Genomic DNA, 24,444 nt, shown 5'->3' with positions numbered 1-24,444 from the left:
GACGTCTCCAGTGCGCTCACTGGGTGTTCTTCTCGCTCTGCGACATGATCTCCGGCGCCGTGAAGTTGACGCCGCAGGGGGTGAACTGGTTCGGCGCGAAGAAGTTGGCGTTGAGGTCCGGCCAGTAATTGGTGCCGGGCTTCAAATCCTTGTAGGTCGCGACCGGGATCGGGATCGAGATCAGCTGCGGCATGACGTTGCCCTGCAGCGCGGAGATCGCCGCCTTGGTGGCGATGGCGACCAGTGCCGGGGACTGGCCGTAGGACATGCCCTTGAGCCCGTCCTTGGCGTGCTCGGCGATCTGCTTGCGGTACTCGTTCTCGCCCTCGCCCGACATCGGCACGAAGGGGTGCTTCGCCGCCATCAACGCCTGAACGGTGCCGTCGGAGCCTCCTTGCGTGAACACGCCATCGAAATGGCCGTGCACGGCGAGTGCGTCCGCCGTCACCTTCTGCGAGGTGCCGGTGTCCCAATTGCCGACCACTTCGGTGATCTTGAAGCTGTTGCCCGGCGCTTCCATCACCTCGCGGAAGCCGAGGTGGCGGTCACGGTCGACCGAATTGCCCGGCAGGCCGCGGACCTCGAGAATGTCGCCGCTCTTCTTGCCGCTTTCGTCGATGAGCCACTTCGCCGACATGCGGCCCATTTCCTTCTGGTCCTCGTTGACCATCATCACCTTGTCGGTGTCGAGGATGTTGTCGAAGGGCACCACGACCACGTTGTTCTTGTCGGCGAGGCGGATGATGCGGTCGAAGCCGTCAGGCGCCACCGCGATGGTGACGATGGCGTCAAAGCCCTGATTGATGAAGTCCTCCATGGCGCCGAGTTGCGCTGCAACATCGGTGCCGGTCGAGACGACCTTGAACTCCTTGATGTTCTCCTTGATGCCCGGCTGCGCGGCGAAGGCCTTCGCGGTCTTCACCATCTGGATGCGCCAGGTGTTGCCGACGAAGCCGTTGACGAGGGCGATCTTGTAGGGTCCGGGCTTCTTGGCCCATTGGAAGAACTTGGTCTGGGACGACCAGGGCTTGAAGCATGCGGGATCGGCGCCCGGACCAGACACGACCTTGGGCCCTGCGAAGGCGCTGACCGAAGACAGCAACAGGCCAACGCAAGCGAGCCCCGTAAAACGAAGCGTCCACACCATATCACTTCTCCTGAGCTTTTGTGTTCCACCCTTAACGCGGCCCAATGGCCAAGCCGGGAATTGACCTTCCCGTGCAATTTGCCCCGCTAGGATGCCACGCAACCTCCGATGCGCACAAGCCGAATGCCTGTCATGAGGCCTGTCCCGCTGCGAACGCGTGGAGCAAAGCCATCACATCTGCGGGAGATGATCCTTCGGTCGCGACGAGGCCGGAAACACACGCGCGCGACAATCGGATGGTCGCGTCCGATCTGATGCAGCGCAATCGAATGATTGCGAACCAAAGGACGGCGCAGCGCAAAAGAATGACACTCAGGGGAAAATGCCGACACGATCATGATCGGCTGCGCGCCCGAATTGCCTGGTGCGGCGCATGTTGACTTTCGTGCACGCCCTCCAAATACTCGCCAAAAAATAAACCAGTCGCAAACGACTGATTGGAGGGAGGGATAGGATGCCGACTTCACGCAGGCAGCTGCTGAAGGGTACGGCGGCTGCCGCCGCCACGCTCAGCCTCGATTGGACCCGGGCCCAGGCGCAAGCCGAGAATTTGCGCATCGGCCTGATCTACGATCTCACCGGACCGTTCGCCGCGGGCGGCTCGGTCGCTTCCTCGATCGGCGCACAGATCGCCATCGACCTCGTCAACGAGAAGGGCGGCATTGGCGGCAAGACCAAGATCGTGTCCGTCCCCGCCGACTCCCAGAGCAAGGCGGACGTTGCCATCAACGAGGCCGAGCGCCTGATCAGCCAGGAGAAGATCGACATCATCAACGGCGTCTATTCCAGCGCACATGCCGTGCCGATGGCGGCCAAGGTCGAGCAGCAGAAGAAGATCCTCTGGATCACGACCGCGGTGTCGACCGCCGTGTTCAAGGACAAGAACCTGCAATATGTGTTTCGCGCGCAGATCCATTCCGACCAGTACGGCCAGGCGTTTGTCGGCTTCCTCGCCGAGCACGCCAAGGGCAAGCTGGGCATGGAGCCGAAAGAGGTCAAAGTCGCGCTGATCCACGAGGACGGGCCCTACGGCGTCGGCGTCGCGGCCGCTGACGAAGCCTATGCCAAGGAAGCCGGCCTTCAGATCGTGCTGAAGGAGGGCTATTCGGCATCGGCCCCCGATCTTTCGGTGCTCGTGACCAAGCTCAAGCGCGCCAAGGCCGACGTGATCTCGCATGCCGGATACAACCCCGACATCACCCTGCTGCTGCGGCAGGCGCGCGAGAGCGGGCTGCGCTTCAAGATGCTGTTTGGCAACGGCGCCGGCTACAGCCAGCTCGACAAGCTGCGGGCGACCTTCGGCACCGACATCGACAATTTCTGCAACATCGATCCGGTGCCGGCGCAGCTGCTCGATCCGTCGAAGCTTGCGCCCGGCTTGGGCGACCTGATCAAGACCATGGTCACGCGCTACCAGGCCAAGACCGGCGCGACCGACGTGCCGCCGCACTGCTCGATGGGGTTCAATCAGACCTGGGTCTTGCTCAACAACGTGTTGCCGGTCGCAAAGGAGAAGTACGGCAGCTTCGACCCGGAGGCCATCCGCAAGGCCGCGCTCGACGTCGACATCCCGCCCGGTGGCACCATCCAGGGCTATGGCGTGAAGTTCTTCCCGCCGGGCACGCCGCTCTCAGGCCAGAACGAGCGCTCGACGCCGGTGGTGATGCAGAACGCGGGCGAGCATATCTCCGTGGTGTGGCCGACGAACATTCGGACACAGGACCCGGTGTTTCCGCTGCCGAAGGGATCGACTTATGGAGCCTAGCTAACTGAAATCGGGCTGCCCGCGCAGCCACGACGCATCCTCTCTCCGCGTGAGAGAGGATGGTCACCGGCGGCAGGTGATTGGCGTGGTGCAGACAGCGATCGTTCGTCGCGTTGTAGCTTCGTCCCAATGCATCCAGAGATCACTATTTTCGCGTCTTGGTTGGATCTTCGGTCGCCGGGCAACTCGAGCTGGCTGCGACACCAGGTCTTTTTGAAACAAAAGCTTTCGAAAGTGTGATCTGGTTAACTAGCTCCGCGTCGTTTCGTACATACAAGCCTATCAGCCAATCGCTGACGGCTTTGGCACAACCGCCAAACCGGCTCGCATTTCGAATGCCGTCCGGCGCGGATCAGACATTCTCGGAACGCGAATTCCAACGATGGGGGTGACGATGCCCGCCATTTTCGAGTTGCTCTACAAGGAATTCTGCCGTGCCCGTCTTGCCGAGATGCGCAAGCAGCTTCTGCTCACGGAAAGACATCCCAAAGCCTTTCTGCCGGACGAGGGTCCCGCCGATCCGGATGGGATGGACGAGCAACACCAGGCCGAATTGAAGCGCGGACGGGAATAATCGCGTCGCGGCAGCAGTATTTTTGGAAAGGCCATCCGTTTTCAGGAGGCAACATTGAACAGACCCGAATTCTATGTTGCGTCAATTGCCTGCCTCTCCTGCCTGACCATCGTCGTGATGATGGCTGTCGGAGCCTGGTAGGTGGCAGGATCGGCAGCAGCGCGCGCGTCGGCGTCCTACAACACCACCCTTCGCCCCTCTTCCGCGGCCCAATAGCCGGCGTAGTTGACCTTGATCGTCTCGTAGGCCAGCGCGAGGTCCGACAGCGGTTGCCGTCCGGTCGCCGCACACTCCATGAAATCCTGGATCTCCTGGAGATAGCCGCGCGTCCATTCCTCTTCGAGGCAGACATATTGCCAGCCGGTTTTGCGGTCCACCTTCTCGGTGATGTAGACGGAGGCGAGTTTCTCCTCTGATGTCTGGTAGCTCATCAGATGACTGTTCGGCGTGATGTTGGCGAACAGCGAGCCGCCTGACGTGTATGTCTCGATCAGATTGCGCACGCCGCCCATGATCATGTCGCCGGAGAACACGCTGGCCTTAGTGCCGTCGGAAAACGTCGCGGTCAGCGTGCCCCAATCCTCGACATCGACGGGATTGGCCTTGATGTAGGTGCGCTCCTCCGGCTTGAGGACGGCGGTGACGTTGCCGACATCGCCGGTGACGCTGGCGACATGGATTTTCTCCCCTCGCGCGCGCGCCTCGACCTGCTTGAGATAGAGCACCGCCGAGAGCGGATGACAGCCCATCCGGATCAGCGAGCCGCCGCCGGTCATCGCCCATTGCGCGGCATGCGCGGCGTGCGATCCGGAATGGCTCTCCTCGCCCTTCATGAACAGGATTTTGTCTTTTGTCGCTTTCAGGATCTCCGCGGTCTTGGTCACGGCAGGTGCGTAGATCCAGTCCTCGGCATACATGAAAAGTTTGCCGGTACGCTCGATCGCCGCGCGCGTCCGGTCCATCTCCTCGATCAGGCGCTCATACATCAGCGCCTTCGGCACGTGCTTGCCGATCGGCTGCTTGTCGCCCTCGCGGCCGAAATAGCCGGCAAAGGGCTTTTCGCAGATGACGTGCTTGCCGGCCTGCATGCCGGCGACGATCATCCCTGCGTGAAGATTGGGCGGCGTACAGATGTCGATGACGTCGAGATCGCGGTCCGCGATCAATTCCGCAAAGCTGCGATAGACGCGCGGAATGTTGTGGCGCGCGGCGAATTCGACCACGTGGTCGCCGCGCGCGGCAACCGCGGCGACCTCGACGTCCACGCCATAGACGCGCCGGAACGCATACATATGCAGTTCCGACACGAAGCCGCAGCCGACAAGTCCGACCCTGATCCTGGCCATAACGCCCCCCTGATTGGGACGGCACTATAGCGCGAGGGCGGAGCTATTCCACCGAGACCCGCACCACGCCGGCGCTCATCATGCCGAGCGCACGGGCAGCAGGCACCGAGAGATCGACGATGCGGCCGCGGATGAAGGGTCCGCGATCATTGACGCGGCATTGAATCGTCCGCCCGCTATAGGAGACCTTGAGCATGCTGCCGAACGGGCGCGTCCGGTGCGCACAGGTCAACTCGCCGTTTTTCGCGGCTTTGCCGTATCCATAATATGAGGCAAGTCCGCTTTCGGCGTGGGCGACGGAAAATGCAGAAAGCGAGAAAGTGGTCAGACAAAACAAGAGTGTCGGTTGCGCTCGCACGGCACCGCTCCCGGTTAGCCCTGCCCCGCGTCGCAACGCTGTCCGGTTCCCGAAGGTTCCGGTAACACGCCGGGCGATGCCCGACATGGCCTTCACACATTGTTACCGTTTGTGAAGGCGCAGATGCGCTTCGAATCTCACCGGCGCGCCGCCGCGAACGCGGAATCAAACGCCGTGATCCTGCTCACGCATTTTGCTTGCATGAGCCTGATCGTGTGGCTCCCGCTCGATCTCCCGAACGCTGCTCAGGCTTCGGCCATCACCAATAGCGGCGGTAGTAGTGACGGTAATGGGGCCGATAGTAGCCGTAGCGATAGCCGTAATACGGACGGTAGGGCCGATAGTACCTGGGATAGACCGGCCCATAGCCATAGCCGTAATAGGCGGGTGCGTAACCGTAGCCGTAACCCGGATAGCCGTAGCCATAATACGGCCCGCCGCCATAATAGCCGTAAGGCGCGCCGGCGATGGCGCTGCCGATGATGGCGCCCGCTGCAAAACCGCCGAGGCCCCAGCCCCAGCCGCCGCCCCGCCAATGCACCTGCGTGACCTCATCGCCGGCTGCAGCCTTCATGGACGCAACATTGGTCGGCATCGGCGCTGCTGTCGCCTGCCCGACCTGACCGGTCATGACCCCGACCGTCAGCGAGCAGGCAATCGCCGTTTTCCAGATACTCATCGTCTTACTCCCTGTCTGACGTTTCGTTTGGTAAAGGATCGCATGCCATGATCTTGCATCCTTGCGTCAAGTCAAAGCCTCGAATTTCGCGTGCAGCGCACAAGACCGCCGTGCATGCTTCAAATATGACCGGCGGACGACCACGACGGATGGGCGCCGGCGCCGCGGCAAAGCGTTAAGCTTCCCATGCGTTCGCAACCAACAAGCACCTTCCCGATTTACTATTCGTGCCGTTACTATCGGTTCCAATGATGCGCGGCCGGAAGGCTTTTCGCGAAGGCCTCCTGGGTTGCGCCAGAATTTGGCTTGCGCCGGACGAGTGGGAGGATGACATGAGTGCCGCCGGAAATGAACCGCTTGCCCGCCAGGCTTTGGCGTTTGTCCTGGCCGGCGGTCGCGGCAGCCGGCTGCTGGAATTGACCGACCGGCGCGCCAAGCCCGCGGTCTATTTCGGCGGCAAATCCCGCATCATCGATTTCGCGCTGTCGAACGCGGTCAACTCCGGCATCCGCCGCATCGCTGTCGCCACCCAATACAAGGCGCACAGCCTGATCCGGCATCTCCAGATGGGCTGGAACTTCTTCCGCCCCGAACGCAACGAGAGCTTCGACATCCTGCCCGCGAGCCAGCGCGTTTCGGAGAGCATGTGGTATGTCGGCACGGCGGATGCGATCTACCAGAACATCGACATCATCGAGTCGCACAATGCCCGCTTCATCGTGGTGCTTGCCGGCGACCACATCTACAAGATGGACTACGAGGTGATGCTGCGCCAGCACGTCGACAGCGGCGCCGACGTCACCGTCGGCTGCCTCGAAATGCCGCGCGCGGAATCCTCGGGCTTCGGCATCATGCATATCGACGAGAACGGCTGGATCCAGCAGTTTCTGGAGAAGCCCAAGGATCCGCCGCCGATGCCGGGCAAGCCCGATGTCTCGCTCGCCAGCATGGGCATCTACGTGTTCGATGCGAAATTCCTGTTCGATCAGTTGAAGCGCGACGCCGAGGATACGAACTCCAGTCACGATTTCGGCAAGGACATCATCCCCTACATCGTCAGGAACGGCCGCGCCCTGGCGCACCAGTTCTCGACCTCCTGCGTTCGTTCCGGCGACGACCCCCGCTCCTATTGGCGCGACGTCGGCACGGTCGACGCCTATTGGGCCGCCAATATCGATTTGACCGACGTGGTGCCCGAGCTCGACCTGTTCGACCGCGCCTGGCCGATCTGGTCCTATGCGGAGATCACGCCACCCGCGAAATTCGTTCATGACGAGGAGAGCCGGCGCGGCCAGGCGGTGAGCTCGCTGGTGTCGGGCGGCTGCATCATCTCCGGCGCCTCGCTGCGCCGCTCGCTGCTGTTCACCGGCGTGCGCATCAACTCCTATGCCAATGTCGAGAACGCCGTGATCATGCCCTATGTCAATGTCGGGCGCGGCGCGCGGTTGAAGAACGTCGTGATCGACCGCGGCGTCGAGATCCCCGAAGGCCTCGTGGTCGGCGAGGATCCGGAACTCGACGCCAAGCGCTTCCGCACCACCGAGCAGGGCATCTCGCTGATCACCCAGGCGATGATCGACAGGCTCAATACATGACGCCTGTTCGCGTCCTCGCGGTCGCCTCTGAAGTCTATCCCATCGTCAAGACCGGCGGTCTCGCTGATGTCGCCGGTGCGCTGCCGGTTGCGCTGAAGGCGCATGGCGTCGAGATGCGCACGCTGATGCCGGGCTATCCTGATGTGATCCGGCGGCTTTCGGGTGCGGAGGAAGTCCGGCGCTGGCCGGATTATTTCGGCGGCCCAGGCCGGCTGCTTGCGGGCTCGCACGACGGGCTCGATCTGTTCGTGCTCGACGCTCCGCATCTCTATGCACGGCCCGGCAATCCTTACGTTACCGCCGAGGGCGTCGACTGGCCCGACAACGGCGTGCGTTTCGCGGCGCTGTCGCGCGTCGCGGCCGATATCGGCCACGGTCTCGTTCCAGCCTTCGTGCCCGACATCGTGCACGCCCATGACTGGCAGGCCGGACTCGCACCGGCCTATCTGCACTATGACGGCGGGCCGCGGCCGGGCACGGTGATGACCATTCACAACATGGCCTATCAGGGCAAGTTCGACCGCGCGCAGGCTGGCGCGATCGGCCTGCCGCACGATGCCTCGTTCGACGTCCACGGCCTCGAATATTTCGGCGGCATCAGCTTCCTGAAGGCCGGCCTGCAACTGGCCGATCGCATCACCACGGTGTCGCCGACCTACGCACGCGAAATCCAGAGCGACGAAGGCGGCATGGGGCTCGGTGGCCTGCTGCGCGAGCGCGCGAGCGTGCTGAGCGGCATCCTCAACGGCATCGACACCGACGTCTGGAATCCGCAAACCGACGCGCATATCGCCTATCGTTTCGGCGCGCAGGACCTCACGTTTCGAGCCGCGAACAAGGCGGTCCTCCAGCAGCAATTCAATCTCGATTCCTCGGACGAGGCGCCGCTGCTCGGCGTCATCAGCCGGCTGTCATGGCAGAAGGGGCTCGACCTGCTGCTCGAAGCGATCCCGACGATCCTGGAGCAGGGCATGCAGCTTGCGCTGCTCGGCAGCGGCGACCGCGATCTCCAGGATCGCTATCAGGCCGCCGCGCGCGCCAATCCCGGCCGCATCGGGGTCATGATCGGCTATGACGAGATTCTCGCGCATCTGATCCAGGCCGGCTCCGACGCGCTGCTCGTGCCCTCGCGGTTCGAGCCGTGCGGCCTCACCCAGCTCTGCGCGCTGCGCTACGGCGCCGTCCCCATCGTCTCCCGAGTCGGTGGGCTCGAGGACACCATCGTCGACATCGGCGAGACCGGTCGTGACCCCACCGGTTTCAAATTCGGTCCGGTGACCGCAGACGCTTTCGCCGGCACGCTGCGGAAAGCCAATGCCGCCTTCCACAACAAGACAACCTGGCGGCGGCTGCAATTGAGCGGTCTTGCCACCGACGTGTCCTGGCGCAACCGCGCCGGCGAGTACGCTGCGCTCTATCGCGGTCTGATGGCGTCGCGCGGCAGGTGAGATTGTCCCTCTCCCCTTGTGGGCCTGTTGCGCTACTGCCTTTTGATGCGGGAGACGTAAGGAGAGAGGGCGTTGTCGGCCCCGATTGTCGGGCCGAAGCTGTATTTTGCGCCCTTGATGGGCGTCAGGCGGCGATCGTGGCCCACCGCCTCATATTGAACGCGATGGAGGCAAGCAGGACTTGTCCGCGTGCCTTGGCGAGACCGACGTATCGGATGCAGGTGAGCCGCATCCGACGTTTGAGGGTGGCAAAGGTTGTCTCCACCGTTGCCCGTCGTCGTGCGATGAGACGGTTGTAGCGTTTGAGCCTCGGCGGCAGTTCCGGGTGATGCCTGTTGGGACGGCGGGCGATGCGGGGCTTCTTGCCTTCCGCTTTCAGCCGCGCCCGCCGGGCGTGGGTGTCGTAGGCCGCATCGGCCCATACCACGGCTTCGTCGCCGCGGATCAGTTCGTCGGCTGGCGTTGTATCGTTGATATTGGCGGGCGTGGTCAGGACTGAGCGGATCAGACCGGATCCCTCGTCGACACCCATGTGAGCCTTGTAGCCGAAGGTCGAACCACCCTTGCCCTGTCGCTTGGTGAACCGGGCGTCTGGGTCGTTTGATGGACGATCCTCCTTGGGAGGAGCTGAGACGGCCTGGATCAGGGTCGCGTCGAGCATCGTGCCGCGCTTGAGGATGACACCAGCATTCTCAAGCTGGCGGTCCAGCTCGCCAAACAACTTCTCCAGCAGGCCTTGTTCGATGAGTTGATTCCGGAAACGGTTCAGAACCGTATGGTCGGGCGTCGCATCCTCGAGGCTCAGACCAACGAAGCGCTTGAACGACAGCCGGTCGCTCAGCGCTTCCTCAAGCTCGCGGTCCGAAAGACCATAGAGCGACTGCAACAGCAGCGCCCGAAACAGCACCAACACCGCGTACCCCGGCTGACCGGGTCCCTTCTCGTCCCGCAAATGGCCGATCAGCTTCTCGAACCGGTACCACTTGACCAGGCCGGCCAGCCGATCCAGCGACGCATTGGCGCCGGCTCCCTTCGGCATCAGCGCATCTACAAAGCTCGGCTGTCCCGTCTGCTTCACCGCCATCGTCATTCCCCCAAAAGGCTCAACCGCAGGGAATCACAACTGGCGAATTACGCAACAGGCCCCTTGTGGGAGAGGGTGGCTCGCCGCATCGCGGCGAGACGGGTGAGGGGTATCTCCCCGCGAGTCCAACTCTCATTTGAGATAGCGGATAGATACCCCTCATCCGGCGCTTCGCGCCACCTTCTCCCACAAGGGGAGAAGGAAGAGATCATTCATCCAAACATATACGACGCCATCGCGACGCTTGCGACCTCGTCGACGAAGACGCGCTTGCCGACGTCGTTGCCGGCGGCGCCTGCAGCGACCATCAACGGCAACAGATGGTCCTCGCGCGGGTGGGCGAGACGCGCGCTCGGCGCATGCTCCCAATCGACCAGCATCGCGTTGCGGCGCGCCGCGTCGGGATTGCTGATCGCCTCGTTCAGATAGGCCTCGAAATCGTACGAGACAGGCTTGGACTCCGCCCGGCCGAAACCGCGCATGTTGTGATAGGTGAGCCCGCTGCCGACGATCAGAATGCCCTCGTCGCGCAGCGATGCGATCGCCTGCCCGACCTTGATGTGCTCGGCCGCATCGTAGCTCGACTTCAGCGACAGCAGCACGATCGGCATGTCGGCATTCGGGTACATCAGGCCGAGCGGCACGAAGGTGCCGTGGTCAAAACCCTGGTTGGGGTCTTCCCGGCAATCGAGACCCACGTGCTCGAGCAGCGCCCTCACCTCCGCGGCCAGCTCGGGCTGGCCCGGCGCCGCGTACTTGATGTGATAGGTATGCTCGGGGAAACCGTAATAGTCGTACACCATCGGCGGATGCGCCGAGGTCGACACGGTGAAGGCGTCGGCCTCCCAATGGCCGGTGATGACCAGCACCGCCTTCGGTCTTTCAGGGAGAAGCTGCGGCAGCCGGCCGAACTCCGCGGCGGTCTTGGCATATTGCACCCGCCGGTCCTCCATGAAGGGCCAGGGGCCGCCGCCATGGGACAAGAACAAGGTCGGAAATCGCGTCATGGTGCCGGCTCGCCTCGAAGACATCGTGCGCGGATCAGACGCCCGCGCACTTCGCGGCGAGCATAGGCAAACCGGTATGGTTAGCAAGTCGTTAACGATTTACCGCCCACAATCTCGCCGTGGCCGCAGGAATCGGCCAGAAGACAAGCGGGACGTAGAATGAAGAAGTTTGCGCTGGGGGACGTCGTCAACTCTGACAAGGGCCGCCGCGGTGTCGTTCGCGCCGCCTACCGCTCGAAGGACGGCCAGCAGTTCTATGCCGTCGAGAAGGACGGCGCGATGGACTATCTGGAAGAAGAGCGCCTGACCCCGGCGCCGCGCGTCGAGCTCGCCGCCTAGCTTCAACTCACTTCCCGCTGCCGCGCGCGAGCCGGTCCAGACGTTCTGTCAAGGGATCGTCGCCGCTCGCGGTGCGATCGTTTGCGATCAGCAGCAGATGGTCGCGGTCCGCAGCCGCATCCCAATGCGGCAGCTCCGCGCCGTTGGGATCGCCGTTCTTCGCGAAGTTGATCCAATAGGCCCGCATGCGGTTTGCGACCTCGCGATCCCGCCGCGAGAAGATGCCCGCGCCCGGCACGCCCTCCACGCCGAAGATGAACTGCAACTCGCGCCCGTGGCCCTCGTCGGGATTGCCGCGCCGGGCTTCCGGCACATAGGCGAAGCGGTAGCGGTAGGTCGGCGCGCCGGTTGCGGCATGAAGCCGGGCGAGCATCCGCACCGGCTCGGAAAAAACGTTGTCGGTGTAGAAGCTCGCCGCAACGTCGGACGGCCTCCTGGCGTCAGGATAAAGCTTGCGCAGCTGGTCAATGCTCTCGGTCGAAGATGACAGCGCCTCCTTGACCTCCAGCTCGCTGTCGAAGCGGGTCTCGTCGTCATTCGAACCGATGATCAGGGGAATGCGGCTTTCATGCCCGGCGGCAAATCCCGCGGCGATGTCTTCCGTCACCAGGTTTCCGTCCATCGCCGGCACAAAACTGCGCGACGATTTTTCCAGCAGCTTTCTTTCGGCAGCAAGCAGACGCGCCGGTTCGACCGCGCGCAAATCTGCCGTCTTTCCAATCGCGGCGACAAACTGCTGGCCTGCGGCCTTGGCTTCCTGCGACGACGGCAGGCGCGCGCGGCCGGGCAGCGATTGCAGAATTGCCTTCTGAAAGAGATCGCGCGATTGGGCGCACAGCATCAGCAGCGCGATCGATGTCGCGCCGGCCCCGTTGCCGAACAGCGTCACGTTGCTCGCATCGCCGCCGAAGGCCGCGACGTTGTCGTGCACCCAGCGCAGCGCCGTGACCAGGTCCATCAGGCCGAAATTGCCGGAGCCATCGTCCAGCAGTGCGGGATGCGCGAGCCAGCCGAGCGCGCCGAGGCGATAGTTCACGGTCACGACGATGAGGCCCGCTTGCGCGAGCCTCGAGCCGTCGAACAACGGGTCGTTGGCCGTGCCACGGACGAAGCCGCCGCCATGGATGAAGACCATCACCGGAAGCGGGCCGTCGACGCCGAAGGGACGAAACACGTTGAGCGTGAGGCAATCCTCGCGCGCGGCCGGCAGCGATGGCTGGAGGCAAGGCGCGCCGTAGTCGTAAGCCATGCTCATCTCCGAACTCTCGGGCAGGGCCTGCGGCGCACGCCAGCGCAGGCTGCCGACCGGGGGCGCGGCATAAGCGAGCCCCTTGAAGGAGGCCACCTCGCCCTGGACCGCGCCGAGCATCTGGCCTTCGCGCGTCAATGCAAATGGAAATTGGCCGACCGCCTGGGCGGCGGCGGAGCCGGTGCAGAGCAATGCAAGAGCTGCAATGAGCGCAAGCGGGGATCGCATCTTCTAGGGATCTCGATGCGCGGAAATGATCTCCCCGACAGGTTACGTCTGCGACGCGCGAAGAGGCAAGCGCTGTCGTGAACGCTAGCTCCCCTTCGCAATGATCTCCGCGAGCGCACGCCGCGCGATGATGCCGAGCTCGCCGAGCGTGGAGTGGCCGGACTGCGCCGCCTCGATCAGGCGCTCGGCGATGAACCTGCGGCTGTCGTGGTCGCCGCCATGTGGCAATTGACGGCACGTCTCCTCCAAGACGACGTCCATGTTGGCTTTGGTTCGCTCACTCAACTCTGTCATGACGCCCGGTCGTTCGCTACGCGTGGCTAGTAATCGCAAGCATACACAGGCGGATCGTCCATGATTAGCCCGGGCAATCACGGCCATTGTGCATCGCGATGCGTGCATTCAAACTGCGTTCGCGCCGCCACGATGATGCCGCAAACGGACTACCGAAGATTGCACTTGCTCTAATGACAAGCCGAGCCTTCGGGACTAGCCTGCCGGCAAAACAAAAGACACGGGAGGAATGCCATGCCTGACGCAATGGTCGCCGCACGTGAGTCCAAGGCGGCGAGTGGAACCGTCCAGCAGGTCGATGTTGCCGTGGTCGGCGCGGGATTTGCCGGCCTCTATCTTCTCCATCGCCTGCGCAAGGCCGGCCTCTCCGCCGTCGGTCTCGAAGAGGCCGGCGATGTCGGCGGCACCTGGTACTGGAACCGTTATCCCGGCGCGCGCTGCGATATCCAGACCATCGACTACAGCTACACGTTCGATCCGGAGCTCGACACGCTCTGGACCTGGTCGGAGAAATACGCGACGCAACCGGAGATCCTGCGCTATCTCGGCTTCGTCGCCGATCGCTATGATCTGCGCCGCGACATCCGCTTCAGGACCAAGGTCACCGAGGCCCGATGGGACGAGCAGGCCGAGCGCTGGCAGCTCAGCACCGACAACGGCGCGCCGGTCTCCTGCCGCCATTACATCATGGCCACCGGCTGTCTCTCGGCGCCAAAGCCGCCGGAGATCGACGGCGTCAAGGATTTCAAGGGCGCGATCTATTTCACCGGACGCTGGCCGCATGACGGCGTCAATCTCGCAGGCAAACGCGTCGCCGTGATCGGCACCGGTTCGTCGGGCATTCAATCGATCCCCCTGATCGCCGAGCAGGCCGCACATCTGACGGTGTTCCAGCGCACGCCGAATTTCGCGCTGCCCGCGCATAACGGCCCGTCACCTGCGGATCGCAGGGACCTGTTCCAGAGCGACCGCGCCGCCTATCGCGAGCAGGCGCGCCAGTCGATGACCGGCGTGCCCTATCCGCAGCAAACCGTCGTGAGCTGGCAGCTCAGCGATGCCGAGCGTCGTGAGCGGTTCGAACGCGCCTGGGCGGCGGGCGACCTCGTCCACATCCTGACCCAGCTCTGGGCCGACCAGGGCGTCGATGCCGGCGGCAACAAGATCGTCCAGGACCTGATCCGCGAAAAGATCTCGGCGGCGGTGAAGGATCCGGAGACGGCGGCCGCGTTGATGCCGCACGACCATCCGTTCGGCGCCAAGCGTCCCTGCCTCGATACCAACTATTACGCGACCTACAACCGGCCGAACGTCACGCTGGTCAATCTGCGCCAGGAGCCGATCAAGGCGATCACCGCGGGTGGCATCACCACGGGCAAGCGAAACGTCGATGTCGACGTCATCGTGTTCGCGACCGGCTTCGACGCCATGACCGGCGCGATCCGCGCCGTGCATCCGATCACGGGGCGCGGCGGCAAGTCGCTCACCGACGTCTGGGCGCAGGGGCCGCAGAGCTATCTCGGTCTCACGGTCGAGGGCTTCCCGAACTTCTTCATGATCACGGGGCCCGGCAGCCCGTCGGTGCTGTCGAACATGGCGGTCTCGATCGAGCAGCATGTCGACTGGGTCGTCGACCGCATCAAAGCCTTGCGCGATGCCGGCTTTACCACGATCGAGCCGACCGAGACGGCGCAGGCCGGCTGGGGCAGGCACATGGCGGACTGCTCGATGCTGACGCTGCATCGGCTCGCCAACACCTGGTACACGGGCGCCAACGTGCCCGGCAAGGTGCAGGGCCTGATGCCCTATACCGGCGGCGTCGGTCCCTATCGCAGCATCTGCGACGAGGTCACCAGCCGCGGCATGCTCGGCTTCAGGCTCACCGGCCCCAACGTCGCCACACAATGCAATGACGGCGAGGTGGTGCGGCTGCAGCCGGACGTACGGCTGGTGCTGAACCTGCTGGCGTCGCTGAACCTGCCGCCGATCGAGTCGATGGGTGCGGCCGGCGCGCGCGCCTTCGTGGGCGAGTTCAACAAGGCCCGCCCTGCGGGACGGTTGATCGGCGAGATCGTCGACGGCACCCTGCCCGGCGCCGACGGCCCGCTGCCTTATCGTGTCTACAAGCCGGCGACGCCGGGACCGCATCAGGTCGTGGTCTATTTCCACGGCGGCGGCTGGGTGCTCGGCGACGAGCAGTCGGACGAGCCGTTCTGCCGCGACATGGTGCGGCGGACCGGCATGACCTTCGTCAGCGTCGGCTATCGCCACGCGCCGGAGCATCGCTTCCCTGCCGCGGCCGAGGACGGCTATGCGGCGACGCGCTGGATCTCGGAGCATCTGGCCGAGCTCGGCGGCATCCAGGGCCCTGTGCTGGTCGCGGGCTGGAGCGCCGGCGGCAACATCGCCGCCGTCACTTGCCAGCTCGCGCGCGACCGCGGCGGGCCGGAGATATCGGGCCAGCTGCTGGTGTGCCCGGTCACCGACTGCAGCTTCGATCGCCCGTCCTACAACGACAACGCGGTCAGCTACTTCCTGACGCGCTCGCTGATGTACTGGTTCTGGGACCTCTACTGCTCGCCGGCCGATCGCACCGATCCGCGCGTCTCGCCGCTGCGCGGCAAGGTCGAAAGGTTACCGCCGGCCTTCGTGGTCACATGCGAGTTCGATCCGCTCCGCGACGAGGGCATCGCCTATGCGGAGGCGATGGCCGCCGCCGGCGTCCCGGTCGAGCAACTCAAGGCGCACGGCCATTTCCACTCGTCCTTTACAATGGTCGATGTGGTGATCACGGGCGTCCAGGGCCGGACGCAGATGGCCGAAGCGCTGCGGCGCTTTGCAGGGCTGCCGCCGGAGGTCAGCCGCGGCGACGAGACCGGCCACGGCCATGCGAGCCCAGGGCACAAGATCGCGGCGGCCGCGAGTTGAGTTGCCATCGGCCGGGAACTTTTTCCCGGCCGGCGCGTTCTCACGACCTGGCATTGAGATGCAGATGGGTCATGGGCCCTGGCACGCCGGCTTTGCGTGCCGGGGTCCTTTTTGCGTGAGGCAGGGACAATGGGGGACGCATCATCTTCGGCTTCAAAGGTCGATTTCAGCGCGCTCGCCGTACTGCAAAAATGGCCGTCACTCGGAAATCAGCGCCGGCCGGACCGCGAGCCGTATCAGGTGAGCGAAGGCACGCTCGACGCCTGCATCTCGGAGTTCATGGCAAAGCCCGCGCCGACCAGGCATCTCTATGAGATCCGCACGGCGGCGCAGCCGCCGCTGGTCACGGACGTTCTCTCGCCCGAGCATGTCATCGAGCTGTCGCGGTTGAGGGAATTTCTCTGACTGTATGCGAACACCGCCGCCTCACGCGTACGACCCTCTCGTCTGCTTCTTGCGATCGGGCAGGAACCTTCTTCCGGTTTTTCCCGTTAACGGAGATCGGAAAGCCAAGACGTGAGTATCTCAGATGCTTGAAGCTGGCGTGCCATCCCCGGTCGTGCCCTATGGCGCCGACCAGACCCTGTTCGTGGTGATCGATCGCCTCGACGAGGCAACCGAAATTCGTGTCGAGCGAAGCGATCTCGACACGACGATCAACGATCTCGTCGCCGGTTGCTTCAGCGATCCCATCAAGGTGATCTCGTTCAACACGCTCGAGCACTGGATGAAGGACATCTCGACCGATGTCGCGGGCGAGATCCAGTCGCGCTGCGACATCGACGGGGTGACGCTGCCCGACTATCTCAGCGATTTCGTCGAGAGCCATAGCTGAGCGCATCGCCTTCGCGAGACGCTTCAAATTGGAGGCAACAAAAAAGCGCCGCTGCCGCGGCGCTTTTCCTTTGGCATGCTCCTAGTGATGCCAGAAGATCGCCAGCAGCAGGATGATCGGCAGCGGCACGCCCAGCAACCAGAGCAAAGCACCTCGTCCAAAGCCCATGACTTCCTCCTCCACGTTCATGAGTGACATGACGCCGGAGACGACAAGAAGTTCCGCGCCTTTCGGCGAGGGCAAATGCGCTCAATGCATGGTTTTACGGAAGTTAGGCGCGTCGCCGGGCGGCGATGACCTCGATCTCGCGGCGGCGTTCGCCGGCGAAGGTCAGGAGCTTTTCGATCGTCGGCGTATCCGTGATCCGTTTGGCAAGTCGCTCGGCACGCGCTGCCTGATCTTCGAGATGCTGGATCGTGTTCAAGCGCCGTCTCCCCCAAAGCCCCGGATGGCCGGGCGCCCATGGTGCGGGAGAGCCGCTAACAGTCGGTTAAACGCGACACCGCCGGTGTCGATCAACCGCCCCTTACTGCACGACGTCGAGCCGGACGTTGGCGATGCCCTTGTCGACCATGCCGAGCGCCTCGGCCGCGGACGGCGAGATGTCGACCACGCGTCCGCGGACGAAGGGCCCGCGATCGTTGACCCTGACGGTCACGAAGCGGCCGGAGGAGACATCGGTGACGCGCAGCCTGGTGCCGAACGGCAATGTGGGGTGAGCCGCCGTCATCTCGTTCTTGTCGAACTTCTCGCCGCTCGCGGTCTCGGTGTCCGAATAGAAGCTGGCCACGCCATGCGAGGCGGTCGGCTTCGCGTCGACCGTATCTGTGTGGACGTGCGGCCGGCTGATCGGCCGCGGATGCAGCGCCGCCACGCGATGCGGGCGCTCGACCGATGCCTGCCGGCTGGTGGTGGCAAGATCGGCCCTCTGGCGGCCGACCGGCGATTGCGCGCATGCCGCGAGCGATGCGGCACCGATGACGGCAAGCAGCAACCGCGTCGAGGTTGCCGCCGAAGGCAGGGTCGTTTCGGCACTTGCAAAGCGAGACATGATGCGCCCTCCGAACACGCCCAAGTTTCGGTGGGCAATCAGGGCGGAACCTTGTCTGAACGAAAGCGGCCTTGCGGCCAGCATCGTTTGGCGGCGGTTGTGATGAATCCACCACAGTCGCCTGTCCTGAATCGATACAGATCAGCGGTAAATCAGTCCGATACGACGCGCGAGACGATCGGCCGGCCGTGACCCCCGGGCCTCAGTATTTCGGCTCGTACATCTGCGACTGGACCAGGCCTTTCACGTCGTTGGGCGCGGGTCCGTCGGCGAGCCCCCGCTGGTAGGCGACATCGGCGACAGCAACCGCAATGCGGGCCGAGACTTCGCGGATGCGCGGCAGCGCCGGGTAGAGGCTTCCCTGATCGAGATCCTCCTTGCCGACGCAATCGGCGAGCGTATGAGCCGCCGCCATGAACATCTCGTCGGTCACGAGCCGCGAGCGGCTGGCGATGACGCCGAGCCCCACGCCGGGGAAGATGTAGGAGTTGTTGCCCTGGCGCGGCACGAAGGTGCGGCCGTTGAGCTTGACCGGATCATAGGGGCTGCCGCAGGCGAACAGCGCGCGTCCCCCGGTATAGCGATAGGCGTCTTCCGCCGAGCACTCCGCCTTCGAGGTCGGGTTGGACAGCGCGAACACGATCGGCTGCTCGTTGAGCTCCGCCATCGCCTTGAGCACGTCGGGCGTGAAGGCGCCGCCGACCGCGGCGACGCCGATGATCGCCGTCGGCTTCAGCGTCTTGATCGCGGTGAGGAAGTCGGAGATCGGCGCCTGGTCGGTATGGGCATAGCGGAGCTTGTGGCCGTGCAGGCCGTCGCGGCCGCTGACGACGAGACCGCGGGAGTCGACCAGCCAGTTGCGCCGGAGCGCATCGGCCTCGGTTGCCCCCTCCGCCATCATCGCGGAGACGACGAGATCGGCAATGCCGGTTGCCGCCTCGCCGGCGCCCAGGAACAGGATGCGCTGATCCCTGAGCTTGCCGCCGCTCACCTTGAGCGCCGAGAACAGGCCGGCGAGCGCGACCGCCGCGGTGCCCTGGATGTCGTCGTTGAAGACGCAGGCATCGTCCCGGTACTTGTGCAGCAGCTTGAACGCGGCATGGTTGGCGAAATCCTCGAACTGGATCAGCACGCCCGGAAACGTCTTTCGCGCGGCGGTCATGAACTCGTCGACGAAGCTGTCATAGGCCTCGCCGGAGAGTCGCCGCTCGCGCAGACCCAGATAGTAGGGATCGCCCAGCAGCTCCTCGTTGTTGGTGCCGACGTCGAGCACGATGGGCAGGCATTGCTCGGGATGCACGCCGGCGCAGGCCGAATAGAGCGAGAGCTTTCCGACCGGAATGCCCATGCCATTGGCGCCGAGATCGCCGAGCCCCAGGATGCGCTCGCCGTCGGTGACGACGATCAGCTTGGCGGGATAGGGCCAGTTCTTCAGGATCTCGGCGATCTGGCCGCGATCGCGCGAGGAGATGAACATGCCGCGCGGGCGCTGGAAGATCAGGCCGTATTTCTGGCAGGCGAGCCCGACTGTCGGCGTGTAGATGATCGGCTGGATCTCGTCGATATTGTCGACGACGACGCGGAAGAACAGCGCTTCGTTGCGGTCATGCAGCGCGTTCAGCGCGACATATTTTTCCAGATCGGTCGGCAGCGTACGCAGATTGGTCAGCACGCGCTCGACCTGCGTCTCGATCGTCAGCACGCAAGGCGGCAGCAGGCCGCGCAGCCCGAGCGCAGCGCGCTCCGCCTCCGTGAAGGCCGTGCCCTTGTTGAGCAGGGGATCGCGCAGCAGCGTCATGCCTTGCGCGGAATCGGATGAGGTCGAATGGGCGCCGACCCGAGCAGCTTTATTCACGAATTCCCCCAGGGAGTTTCTTATTGAAGGGCAAACATTGTCGGCCAGCGCTCAGGCGAGATCAAGCACCGAGCGACACGGGCACCGATTGTGATCTCGCACCGCAGCGAGATTTTCTCGATCGATCGGCGGTTGCGCGCGACCAAAAGTTGACGCAGCAACGCACTCACCCTCATGGGGAGGAGCGCGGAACGCGCGTCTGCGGACGATGATCCGGATCGATGCGGCGGCATCGGCACTGGGCTCCCTCTCCCCGGGTGCTTGCGGGAGAGGCGGAGCAAGGCCGCGGACAATCTTCGTCAAAGGCGTTCGCGGTGACCTTGCCGACACGGCCTGCGTCCGCTCCCGACATTCCAACGGAGGCCGAGCGGCAATCGCCCGCAGCCCTCGGCGCCTTTCAAATGGCCGGGATCGAGAGATGGCGGCCCGCCGTGAAGGCTGCGGACATCAGACCGGAATGGCTGCAGGCACCGTCGAGGCAAGCGGTAATTTGACCGAGCCGCTATCCGGCGGCGCGCAGCGGCGTGAGATTTCCGGCATGATCCGCCGGTGGCGCAACGTGCATCAAGATGGTCTGGGTGGCGGATGCGACCTCGATACCGTTCTGCTGGAAGCGCTGCTTCATGCGCCGGTTGAATTCGCGCTGGACCGGCCAGCGGCCGGCCTCGGTGCAGCGGATCTGGCCGACGATCGACACCATCGCGCCATCGACCTTGTCGATGCCCCAGAGCTCGAGGTCGCCGCGGATCAGCGGGCGGAATTCCGTCTCGCGGCGCATCTCCTCGACGATCTCCTTGAGGATCTGGCCGGCGCGGTCGGTGTCCTCCTTGTAGGCGACGTTGATGCTGACGGAGGCGTTGCCGGCGCCGCGGCTGGCATTGGTGATGGTCGTCACCGCGCTGAACGGCACGATGTGCACCGCGCCGTCGCCGGCGCGAAGGCGGATGGTGCGGATCGAGACGTTCTCGACCACGCCCGACAGTCCCGACACGCTGACGGTGTCGCCGACCTGCACCGTGTTCTCCAGCAGCAGGAACAGGCCGGTGATGAGATCCTGCACCAGCTTCTGCGAGCCGAAGCCGATGGCGATGCCGACGATGCCGGCGCCCGCGAGCAGCGGCGCGACATTGACCCCGATTTCGCTGAGCGCGGTGAGGCCGACGACGGTGGCGATCAGGCACAGCAGCGCCGTGCGCAGCATCGGCTGGAAGGTACGCAGGCGCGCCGCACGGGCATAGTGTCCGTCGCGCGACAGCGTGTTGATCTGCCGGTCCAGCAGCGCATTGCTGGCCTCCCAGATCGCCGCAGCGATGAATACGGCAACGCCGATCGTCGCCACCGCCGAGAGCAGCCGGCTGCCGATCTGGCCGCCATAGAACCAGACGATGGCATCGACGCCCCAGACCTCGAGCACGGCGACAAAGCCGATCAAGGCAATCACGCTGGAAACGATCTTGCGCAGCAGCGGCAGATAGCGGTTGGCGCGGACCTCGAGCCCCGGAAAGCGCTGCAGGATTTCCGGCTGGATACGGAAGCCCCGGTCGATCAGGCCCAGCGTCACCATGATGGCGACCCGCGTGATCAGCACCACCGCGATGGTCCCGACGAAATACTGCAGCAGCAGCGAATAACCGTTGCGGATGTTGAGCGCCCAGACCGCCCACATCGCCAGATCGAGTGCGATGGCGAGATAATGCCAGCCGCCGGCAATGCGGTTGCGCAGGCGCGCCGCGATCCCCTGCCTGTCCGCCGGCGCGCGGATGGCATCGGCGACCTGGCGGCGGCATTGCAGGATGATGACGACGACGAAGAGATGCACGACCAGCATCACCATGCGAATGAGCGCGGCGTAACCGGCGCGGTGCAGACCGAGCAGAAGCGCCACATTGGCGAACGCGATACCGGTCACGGCAACGCCGACGATGCGACGCGCCCATATCTCGACATAGGCCGCGGTCTCGGCGCGCACCGGAAACAGGCCGAATGGCCCCGCCAGCGCGCGGACGACACAGATGAGCCCGCGCGAGAACGCGTAGGCGTTGACGACGGCAAGGATCACGAGGCGCACGGTCGCGGGCTCGCCGATTTCCGTTCCGAGCAGCGCAGTCGCCAGGCTGACGAAGACGACCACCGGGAGCAGTTCGAGCAGCAGCCGTCCCAGCACGAAGGGCAGCCGCAGCAACGTCTGCCAGACGCGGGCGAGGCTGTGCCGGCGCTTGTGCAATTCGGGAGCGGGCGTGACATCGGCGACCGATGACGGTGGATCGGCAATGGGCAGTGCCTGCATCGGCAGCCGCGCGGCTTGCGGCACGCGCCCTTCGAGGAACGCGACCGGACGCCGGATCAGGCGGACGCCAACCCACTCGGCCGCGAGCGCACAGCCGAACACCAGCGCCAGCTTCCAGGCGATCTCGATCAGGAGATTGTAGGCGTCGGGGTCATTCGCGGTCCGCACGATCCAGTAGTAGAACGCCGGAAAATGCGTGAGCGTCCGTGCCATCCCGGCAACATCGCGCGAGATCTCGCCGATCTCCTCGGACACCGTGAGCAGAAGCTGCGCGCCGAGGCCGTCGGCCGATAGCGGGATCGGCGATTTCTGCTCGGGCGCGGGTGCCGGCTGCGGACCGGACGCATTCGCGATCGCGCGCAGGGTGTCGATCATCTGCGTGCGCTTCTTGTCGTCCTGGAGCGTTTCCAGCGCCCGCCTGGCGTCGTCTGGCGACAGCGCGGCCGCAGGATTGGCGGCCGGCATGGCCGGCCTGACCGGCTCGGCGCGAGCCGCGGCGAGAGACGAGATGGCGAGAAAGAAGGCGGCGAGCAGCGCAGAGGCAAGCTTGTTCGACACGCGGATTCCCCAGGATAAATGAAATGCGCCGGCGGAATCGTGACCGCGCGAAGCACTGCGTCATGTCGGATCGTGGCTATTCGCCCCGTCCCTGTGTCGGAAGTTTGCCAATCAGGCGACATTCTCTTGGCATTTCCGCCAACGCAGACCGGAGGGAACCGTGTGGTCGATGTCGCAAAAGCATGCGACGTTGCTGATCGGAAATCGGGGGGCCCGCCCAACAACCGCGCCACGCTGCACGAGAAGCAGCCGGTCTACTAGCAATGGCTCGGCGATCTCTTCGGCGTGCAGAAGATAGCATCGTCAACGCGATAGGTTCAAAAACGCACAGCGCCGGGCAGGTAGGGGCTTTGCCTCACTGATGCAGCCCTCTAGACCTTTACCCGGCGTGCCGTTCGCGGTTTCCGCCGCTATGCGATAGTCCGAACGAGCTCCATCGCACTTAACGCGGCTGGATTTGCGGAGGTGGAGTCATAGACCTCCCCTTGCTCATGAGGTGGACGTTGCGCGTCGCTTGTCTGCGACCATCGTGATGCTCCTCCCGTGACATAAAACTGTCAAGCGGGATCAACGGCCTGCGGATCACATTTGCACGCCTGTTCCGCGGCAGACTGACCGAGTGAGAGCGCGGAATAAATCCCTTCTCGCAGCGTTTGTACGAGAGATCATACTCGTCGCATCGCCCCATCCCTTTTTCAGAAAGCCAGAGATGAAAGCATTATCCTGCATCGCCGTTCTCGCGACCCTCGTCACCGGATCCGCTTTCGCGCAGACCCCGCCGCAGACCTCGACCAGAAAAGTCGACGGCACCGACAACGTCTACATCTTCCGCTATGGCGGCCATCAGTCGATGTTCGTGGTGACGCCGAAGGGCGTGATCGCGACCGATCCGATCTCCTACTTGCGTCCCGCCAAACCCTATATCGACGCGATCAGGGCCGTCACCGACAAGCCGATCAAATACGTCATCTACAGCCACCACCATTACGATCACATCGCCGGCGGCCAGCCCTTCAAGGACCTTGGCGCCACCTTCATCGCGCATCGCCGCACCCGGGAGCGGCTGCTCGAGCTCAAGAAGCAGAACGCGCTCCTGGCCGACATCGTGATGCCGGACCAGGTGGTCGACGACATCAAGACGATCACGCTCGGCGGCACCACGCTGGAGCTCGACTATGTCGGCCGCAACCATTCCGACAATTCGCTGGTGATGCGGCTGCCGAAGGAGAAGCTGGTCTTCGTCGTCGACTTCGCGCCGATCGAAAGCGTCCAGTTCCGCAACATCCCCGACAACGCCTCGCCGCTGGAATATATCGCCTCGCTGAAGAAGCTGGCCTCGCTGGATTGGGAACGCATGATCCCCGGCCATCCGAATGCCGGCGGCCGGCTCGGCACCAAGAAGGATGTCGCGGACGACATCGCCTACATGGAGGATCTCTCGGCCGAGGTGAAGAAGGCGGCCGACGCCGGCAAATGCTTCGACACCGCGATGAAGGAGGTGAAGCTGCCGAAATACGAGAAGTGGGCGAATTACGAGGCCGGCCTGCCGGCCAATGTCGAGCGGTTCTGCTATTGGTGGGGCCGGGGGTATTGATTATCCTCCCTCTCCCCGTTCTTGCGGGGAGAGGGTCAGGGTGTGGGGCTGCTTCCACAAAAATGGTGAGAGCTGCCTTGGCGCAGAGCCCCCACCACAAGGATGACGATGATGGCACTATGCCAGTGTTTTGCCCGACGGGTCAACGACAATTCTTAAAATCCGAACGATGACGCCAGGCCGTTGATTCCGTGTCGCCGGCTACTGTGCATGGGGTTGTTTCGCG

Annotated in this window: 22 protein-coding genes and 1 pseudogene; 10 read left to right on the top strand and 13 right to left on the bottom strand. The window is 64.1% G+C overall.

Annotation, left to right across the window (positions count from 1 at the left end; all coding sequences use genetic code 11):
* Positions 1-16: 16 nt before the first annotated feature.
* On the bottom strand, positions 17-1,147 hold the full coding sequence (locus XH90_RS08535) for a sugar ABC transporter substrate-binding protein (RefSeq protein WP_194480362.1): 1,131 nt from the start codon (positions 1,145-1,147) through the stop codon (positions 17-19).
* A gap of 454 nt (positions 1,148-1,601) precedes the next feature.
* On the opposite strand from XH90_RS08535, the gene XH90_RS08530 reads away from it, so the two are divergent.
* Positions 1,602-2,912: an ABC transporter substrate-binding protein gene (locus tag XH90_RS08530; RefSeq protein ID WP_194480360.1), complete on the top strand. Its 1,311-nt coding sequence runs from the start codon at positions 1,602-1,604 to the stop codon at positions 2,910-2,912.
* Between the two features lie 394 nt (positions 2,913-3,306).
* A complete protein-coding gene (locus XH90_RS08525; RefSeq protein WP_246755721.1) occupies positions 3,307-3,486 on the top strand; it encodes a hypothetical protein in 180 nt (59 codons plus the stop codon).
* 176 nt (positions 3,487-3,662) lie between these two features.
* On the opposite strand, the gene XH90_RS08520 is transcribed toward XH90_RS08525, so the two are convergent.
* The 3 genes from XH90_RS08520 to XH90_RS08510 all read right to left on the bottom strand — a co-directional run bounded on the left by XH90_RS08520 (position 3,663) and on the right by XH90_RS08510 (position 5,869).
* Positions 3,663-4,832 carry a Gfo/Idh/MocA family protein gene (locus XH90_RS08520; RefSeq protein ID WP_194480350.1) on the bottom strand — a complete coding sequence of 390 codons (1,170 nt, stop codon included), beginning with the start codon at positions 4,830-4,832 and terminating at the stop codon, positions 3,663-3,665.
* Positions 4,833-4,875: 43 nt separating this feature from the next.
* Positions 4,876-5,190: a septal ring lytic transglycosylase RlpA family protein gene (locus XH90_RS08515; protein WP_194482625.1), complete on the bottom strand. Its 315-nt coding sequence runs from the start codon at positions 5,188-5,190 to the stop codon at positions 4,876-4,878.
* 259 nt (positions 5,191-5,449) lie between these two features.
* Positions 5,450-5,869, bottom strand: a complete 420-nt coding sequence (locus tag XH90_RS08510; RefSeq protein WP_194480349.1) for a hypothetical protein — start codon at positions 5,867-5,869, stop codon at positions 5,450-5,452.
* Positions 5,870-6,201: 332 nt separating this feature from the next.
* On the opposite strand from XH90_RS08510, the gene glgC reads away from it, so the two are divergent.
* Positions 6,202-7,464, top strand: coding sequence for a glucose-1-phosphate adenylyltransferase (glgC, locus tag XH90_RS08505; protein WP_194480347.1), 1,263 nt, complete (start codon positions 6,202-6,204; stop codon positions 7,462-7,464).
* Positions 7,461-8,912, top strand: a complete 1,452-nt coding sequence (gene glgA / locus XH90_RS08500; RefSeq protein ID WP_194480345.1) for a glycogen synthase GlgA — start codon at positions 7,461-7,463, stop codon at positions 8,910-8,912. Before glgC ends, glgA begins: the two co-directional genes overlap by 4 nt.
* 124 nt (positions 8,913-9,036) lie before the next feature.
* Here glgA and XH90_RS08495 read toward each other — a convergent pair whose 3' ends face one another.
* Positions 9,037-10,002 carry an IS5 family transposase gene (locus XH90_RS08495; protein WP_194476884.1) on the bottom strand — a complete coding sequence of 322 codons (966 nt, stop codon included), beginning with the start codon at positions 10,000-10,002 and terminating at the stop codon, positions 9,037-9,039.
* A gap of 206 nt (positions 10,003-10,208) precedes the next feature.
* The gene (locus XH90_RS08490) at positions 10,209-11,003 is read right to left on the bottom strand and encodes a class III extradiol ring-cleavage dioxygenase (RefSeq protein ID WP_194480344.1); all 795 of its coding nucleotides are present in this window, start codon (positions 11,001-11,003) and stop codon (positions 10,209-10,211) included.
* A gap of 159 nt (positions 11,004-11,162) precedes the next feature.
* Between XH90_RS08490 and XH90_RS08485 the strand changes: the two genes are divergently transcribed.
* Complete coding sequence (locus XH90_RS08485; RefSeq protein ID WP_194480342.1) at positions 11,163-11,342, top strand: hypothetical protein; 180 nt, start codon at positions 11,163-11,165, stop codon at positions 11,340-11,342.
* A 7-nt stretch (positions 11,343-11,349) separates the two neighbouring features.
* On the opposite strand, the gene XH90_RS08480 is transcribed toward XH90_RS08485, so the two are convergent.
* Positions 11,350-12,819 (bottom strand): carboxylesterase/lipase family protein, encoded by a 1,470-nt coding sequence (locus tag XH90_RS08480; RefSeq protein ID WP_194480340.1) that lies wholly within the window; start codon positions 12,817-12,819, stop codon positions 11,350-11,352.
* A gap of 84 nt (positions 12,820-12,903) precedes the next feature.
* Positions 12,904-13,113: a hypothetical protein gene (locus XH90_RS08475; protein WP_194480331.1), complete on the bottom strand. Its 210-nt coding sequence runs from the start codon at positions 13,111-13,113 to the stop codon at positions 12,904-12,906.
* Between the two features lie 234 nt (positions 13,114-13,347).
* Here XH90_RS08475 and XH90_RS08470 point away from each other — a divergent pair, with 234 nt between their 5' ends.
* From XH90_RS08470 to XH90_RS08460, 3 genes are all read left to right on the top strand, one after another.
* Positions 13,348-16,038: an alpha/beta hydrolase fold domain-containing protein gene (locus XH90_RS08470; RefSeq protein ID WP_194480329.1), complete on the top strand. Its 2,691-nt coding sequence runs from the start codon at positions 13,348-13,350 to the stop codon at positions 16,036-16,038.
* Between the two features lie 129 nt (positions 16,039-16,167).
* Entirely contained in the window at positions 16,168-16,443 is a 276-nt protein-coding gene (locus XH90_RS08465; RefSeq protein WP_194480320.1) for a hypothetical protein, read from the top strand.
* A 124-nt stretch (positions 16,444-16,567) separates the two neighbouring features.
* Positions 16,568-16,873 carry a hypothetical protein gene (locus XH90_RS08460; protein ID WP_194480318.1) on the top strand — a complete coding sequence of 102 codons (306 nt, stop codon included), beginning with the start codon at positions 16,568-16,570 and terminating at the stop codon, positions 16,871-16,873.
* A gap of 81 nt (positions 16,874-16,954) precedes the next feature.
* Here XH90_RS08460 and XH90_RS08455 read toward each other — a convergent pair whose 3' ends face one another.
* The 4 genes from XH90_RS08455 to XH90_RS08440 all read right to left on the bottom strand — a co-directional run bounded on the left by XH90_RS08455 (position 16,955) and on the right by XH90_RS08440 (position 19,779).
* The gene (locus XH90_RS08455; protein ID WP_194482915.1) at positions 16,955-17,116 is read right to left on the bottom strand and encodes a hypothetical protein; all 162 of its coding nucleotides are present in this window, start codon (positions 17,114-17,116) and stop codon (positions 16,955-16,957) included.
* Positions 17,117-17,144: 28 nt separating this feature from the next.
* Positions 17,145-17,297, bottom strand: a complete 153-nt coding sequence (locus XH90_RS08450; RefSeq protein WP_194480317.1) for a hypothetical protein — start codon at positions 17,295-17,297, stop codon at positions 17,145-17,147.
* 102 nt (positions 17,298-17,399) lie between these two features.
* Positions 17,400-17,924 carry a septal ring lytic transglycosylase RlpA family protein gene (locus XH90_RS08445; RefSeq protein ID WP_194480315.1) on the bottom strand — a complete coding sequence of 175 codons (525 nt, stop codon included), beginning with the start codon at positions 17,922-17,924 and terminating at the stop codon, positions 17,400-17,402.
* 202 nt (positions 17,925-18,126) lie between these two features.
* Complete coding sequence (locus tag XH90_RS08440) at positions 18,127-19,779, bottom strand: NAD-dependent malic enzyme (protein ID WP_194480314.1); 1,653 nt, start codon at positions 19,777-19,779, stop codon at positions 18,127-18,129.
* A gap of 302 nt (positions 19,780-20,081) precedes the next feature.
* On the opposite strand from XH90_RS08440, the pseudogene XH90_RS38830 reads away from it, so the two are divergent.
* A pseudogene (locus XH90_RS38830) lies at positions 20,082-20,273 on the top strand (hypothetical protein); the annotation flags it as partial.
* An 8-nt stretch (positions 20,274-20,281) separates the two neighbouring features.
* Here XH90_RS38830 and XH90_RS08435 read toward each other — a convergent pair.
* Positions 20,282-22,624 (bottom strand): mechanosensitive ion channel domain-containing protein, encoded by a 2,343-nt coding sequence (locus XH90_RS08435; RefSeq protein ID WP_194480312.1) that lies wholly within the window; start codon positions 22,622-22,624, stop codon positions 20,282-20,284.
* Between the two features lie 709 nt (positions 22,625-23,333).
* Here XH90_RS08435 and XH90_RS08430 point away from each other — a divergent pair.
* Positions 23,334-24,218 (top strand): MBL fold metallo-hydrolase, encoded by an 885-nt coding sequence (locus tag XH90_RS08430; protein WP_194480310.1) that lies wholly within the window; start codon positions 23,334-23,336, stop codon positions 24,216-24,218.
* The last annotated feature ends 226 nt before the right edge of the window (positions 24,219-24,444 follow it).

Origin of the sequence: Bradyrhizobium sp. CCBAU 53338 (genome assembly GCF_015291665.1) — a bacterium.
Taxonomy (GTDB): domain Bacteria; phylum Pseudomonadota; class Alphaproteobacteria; order Rhizobiales; family Xanthobacteraceae; genus Bradyrhizobium.
The sequence above is the reverse complement of the archived record's forward strand: the minus strand, read 5'-3'. Positions and strand labels throughout refer to the sequence as shown.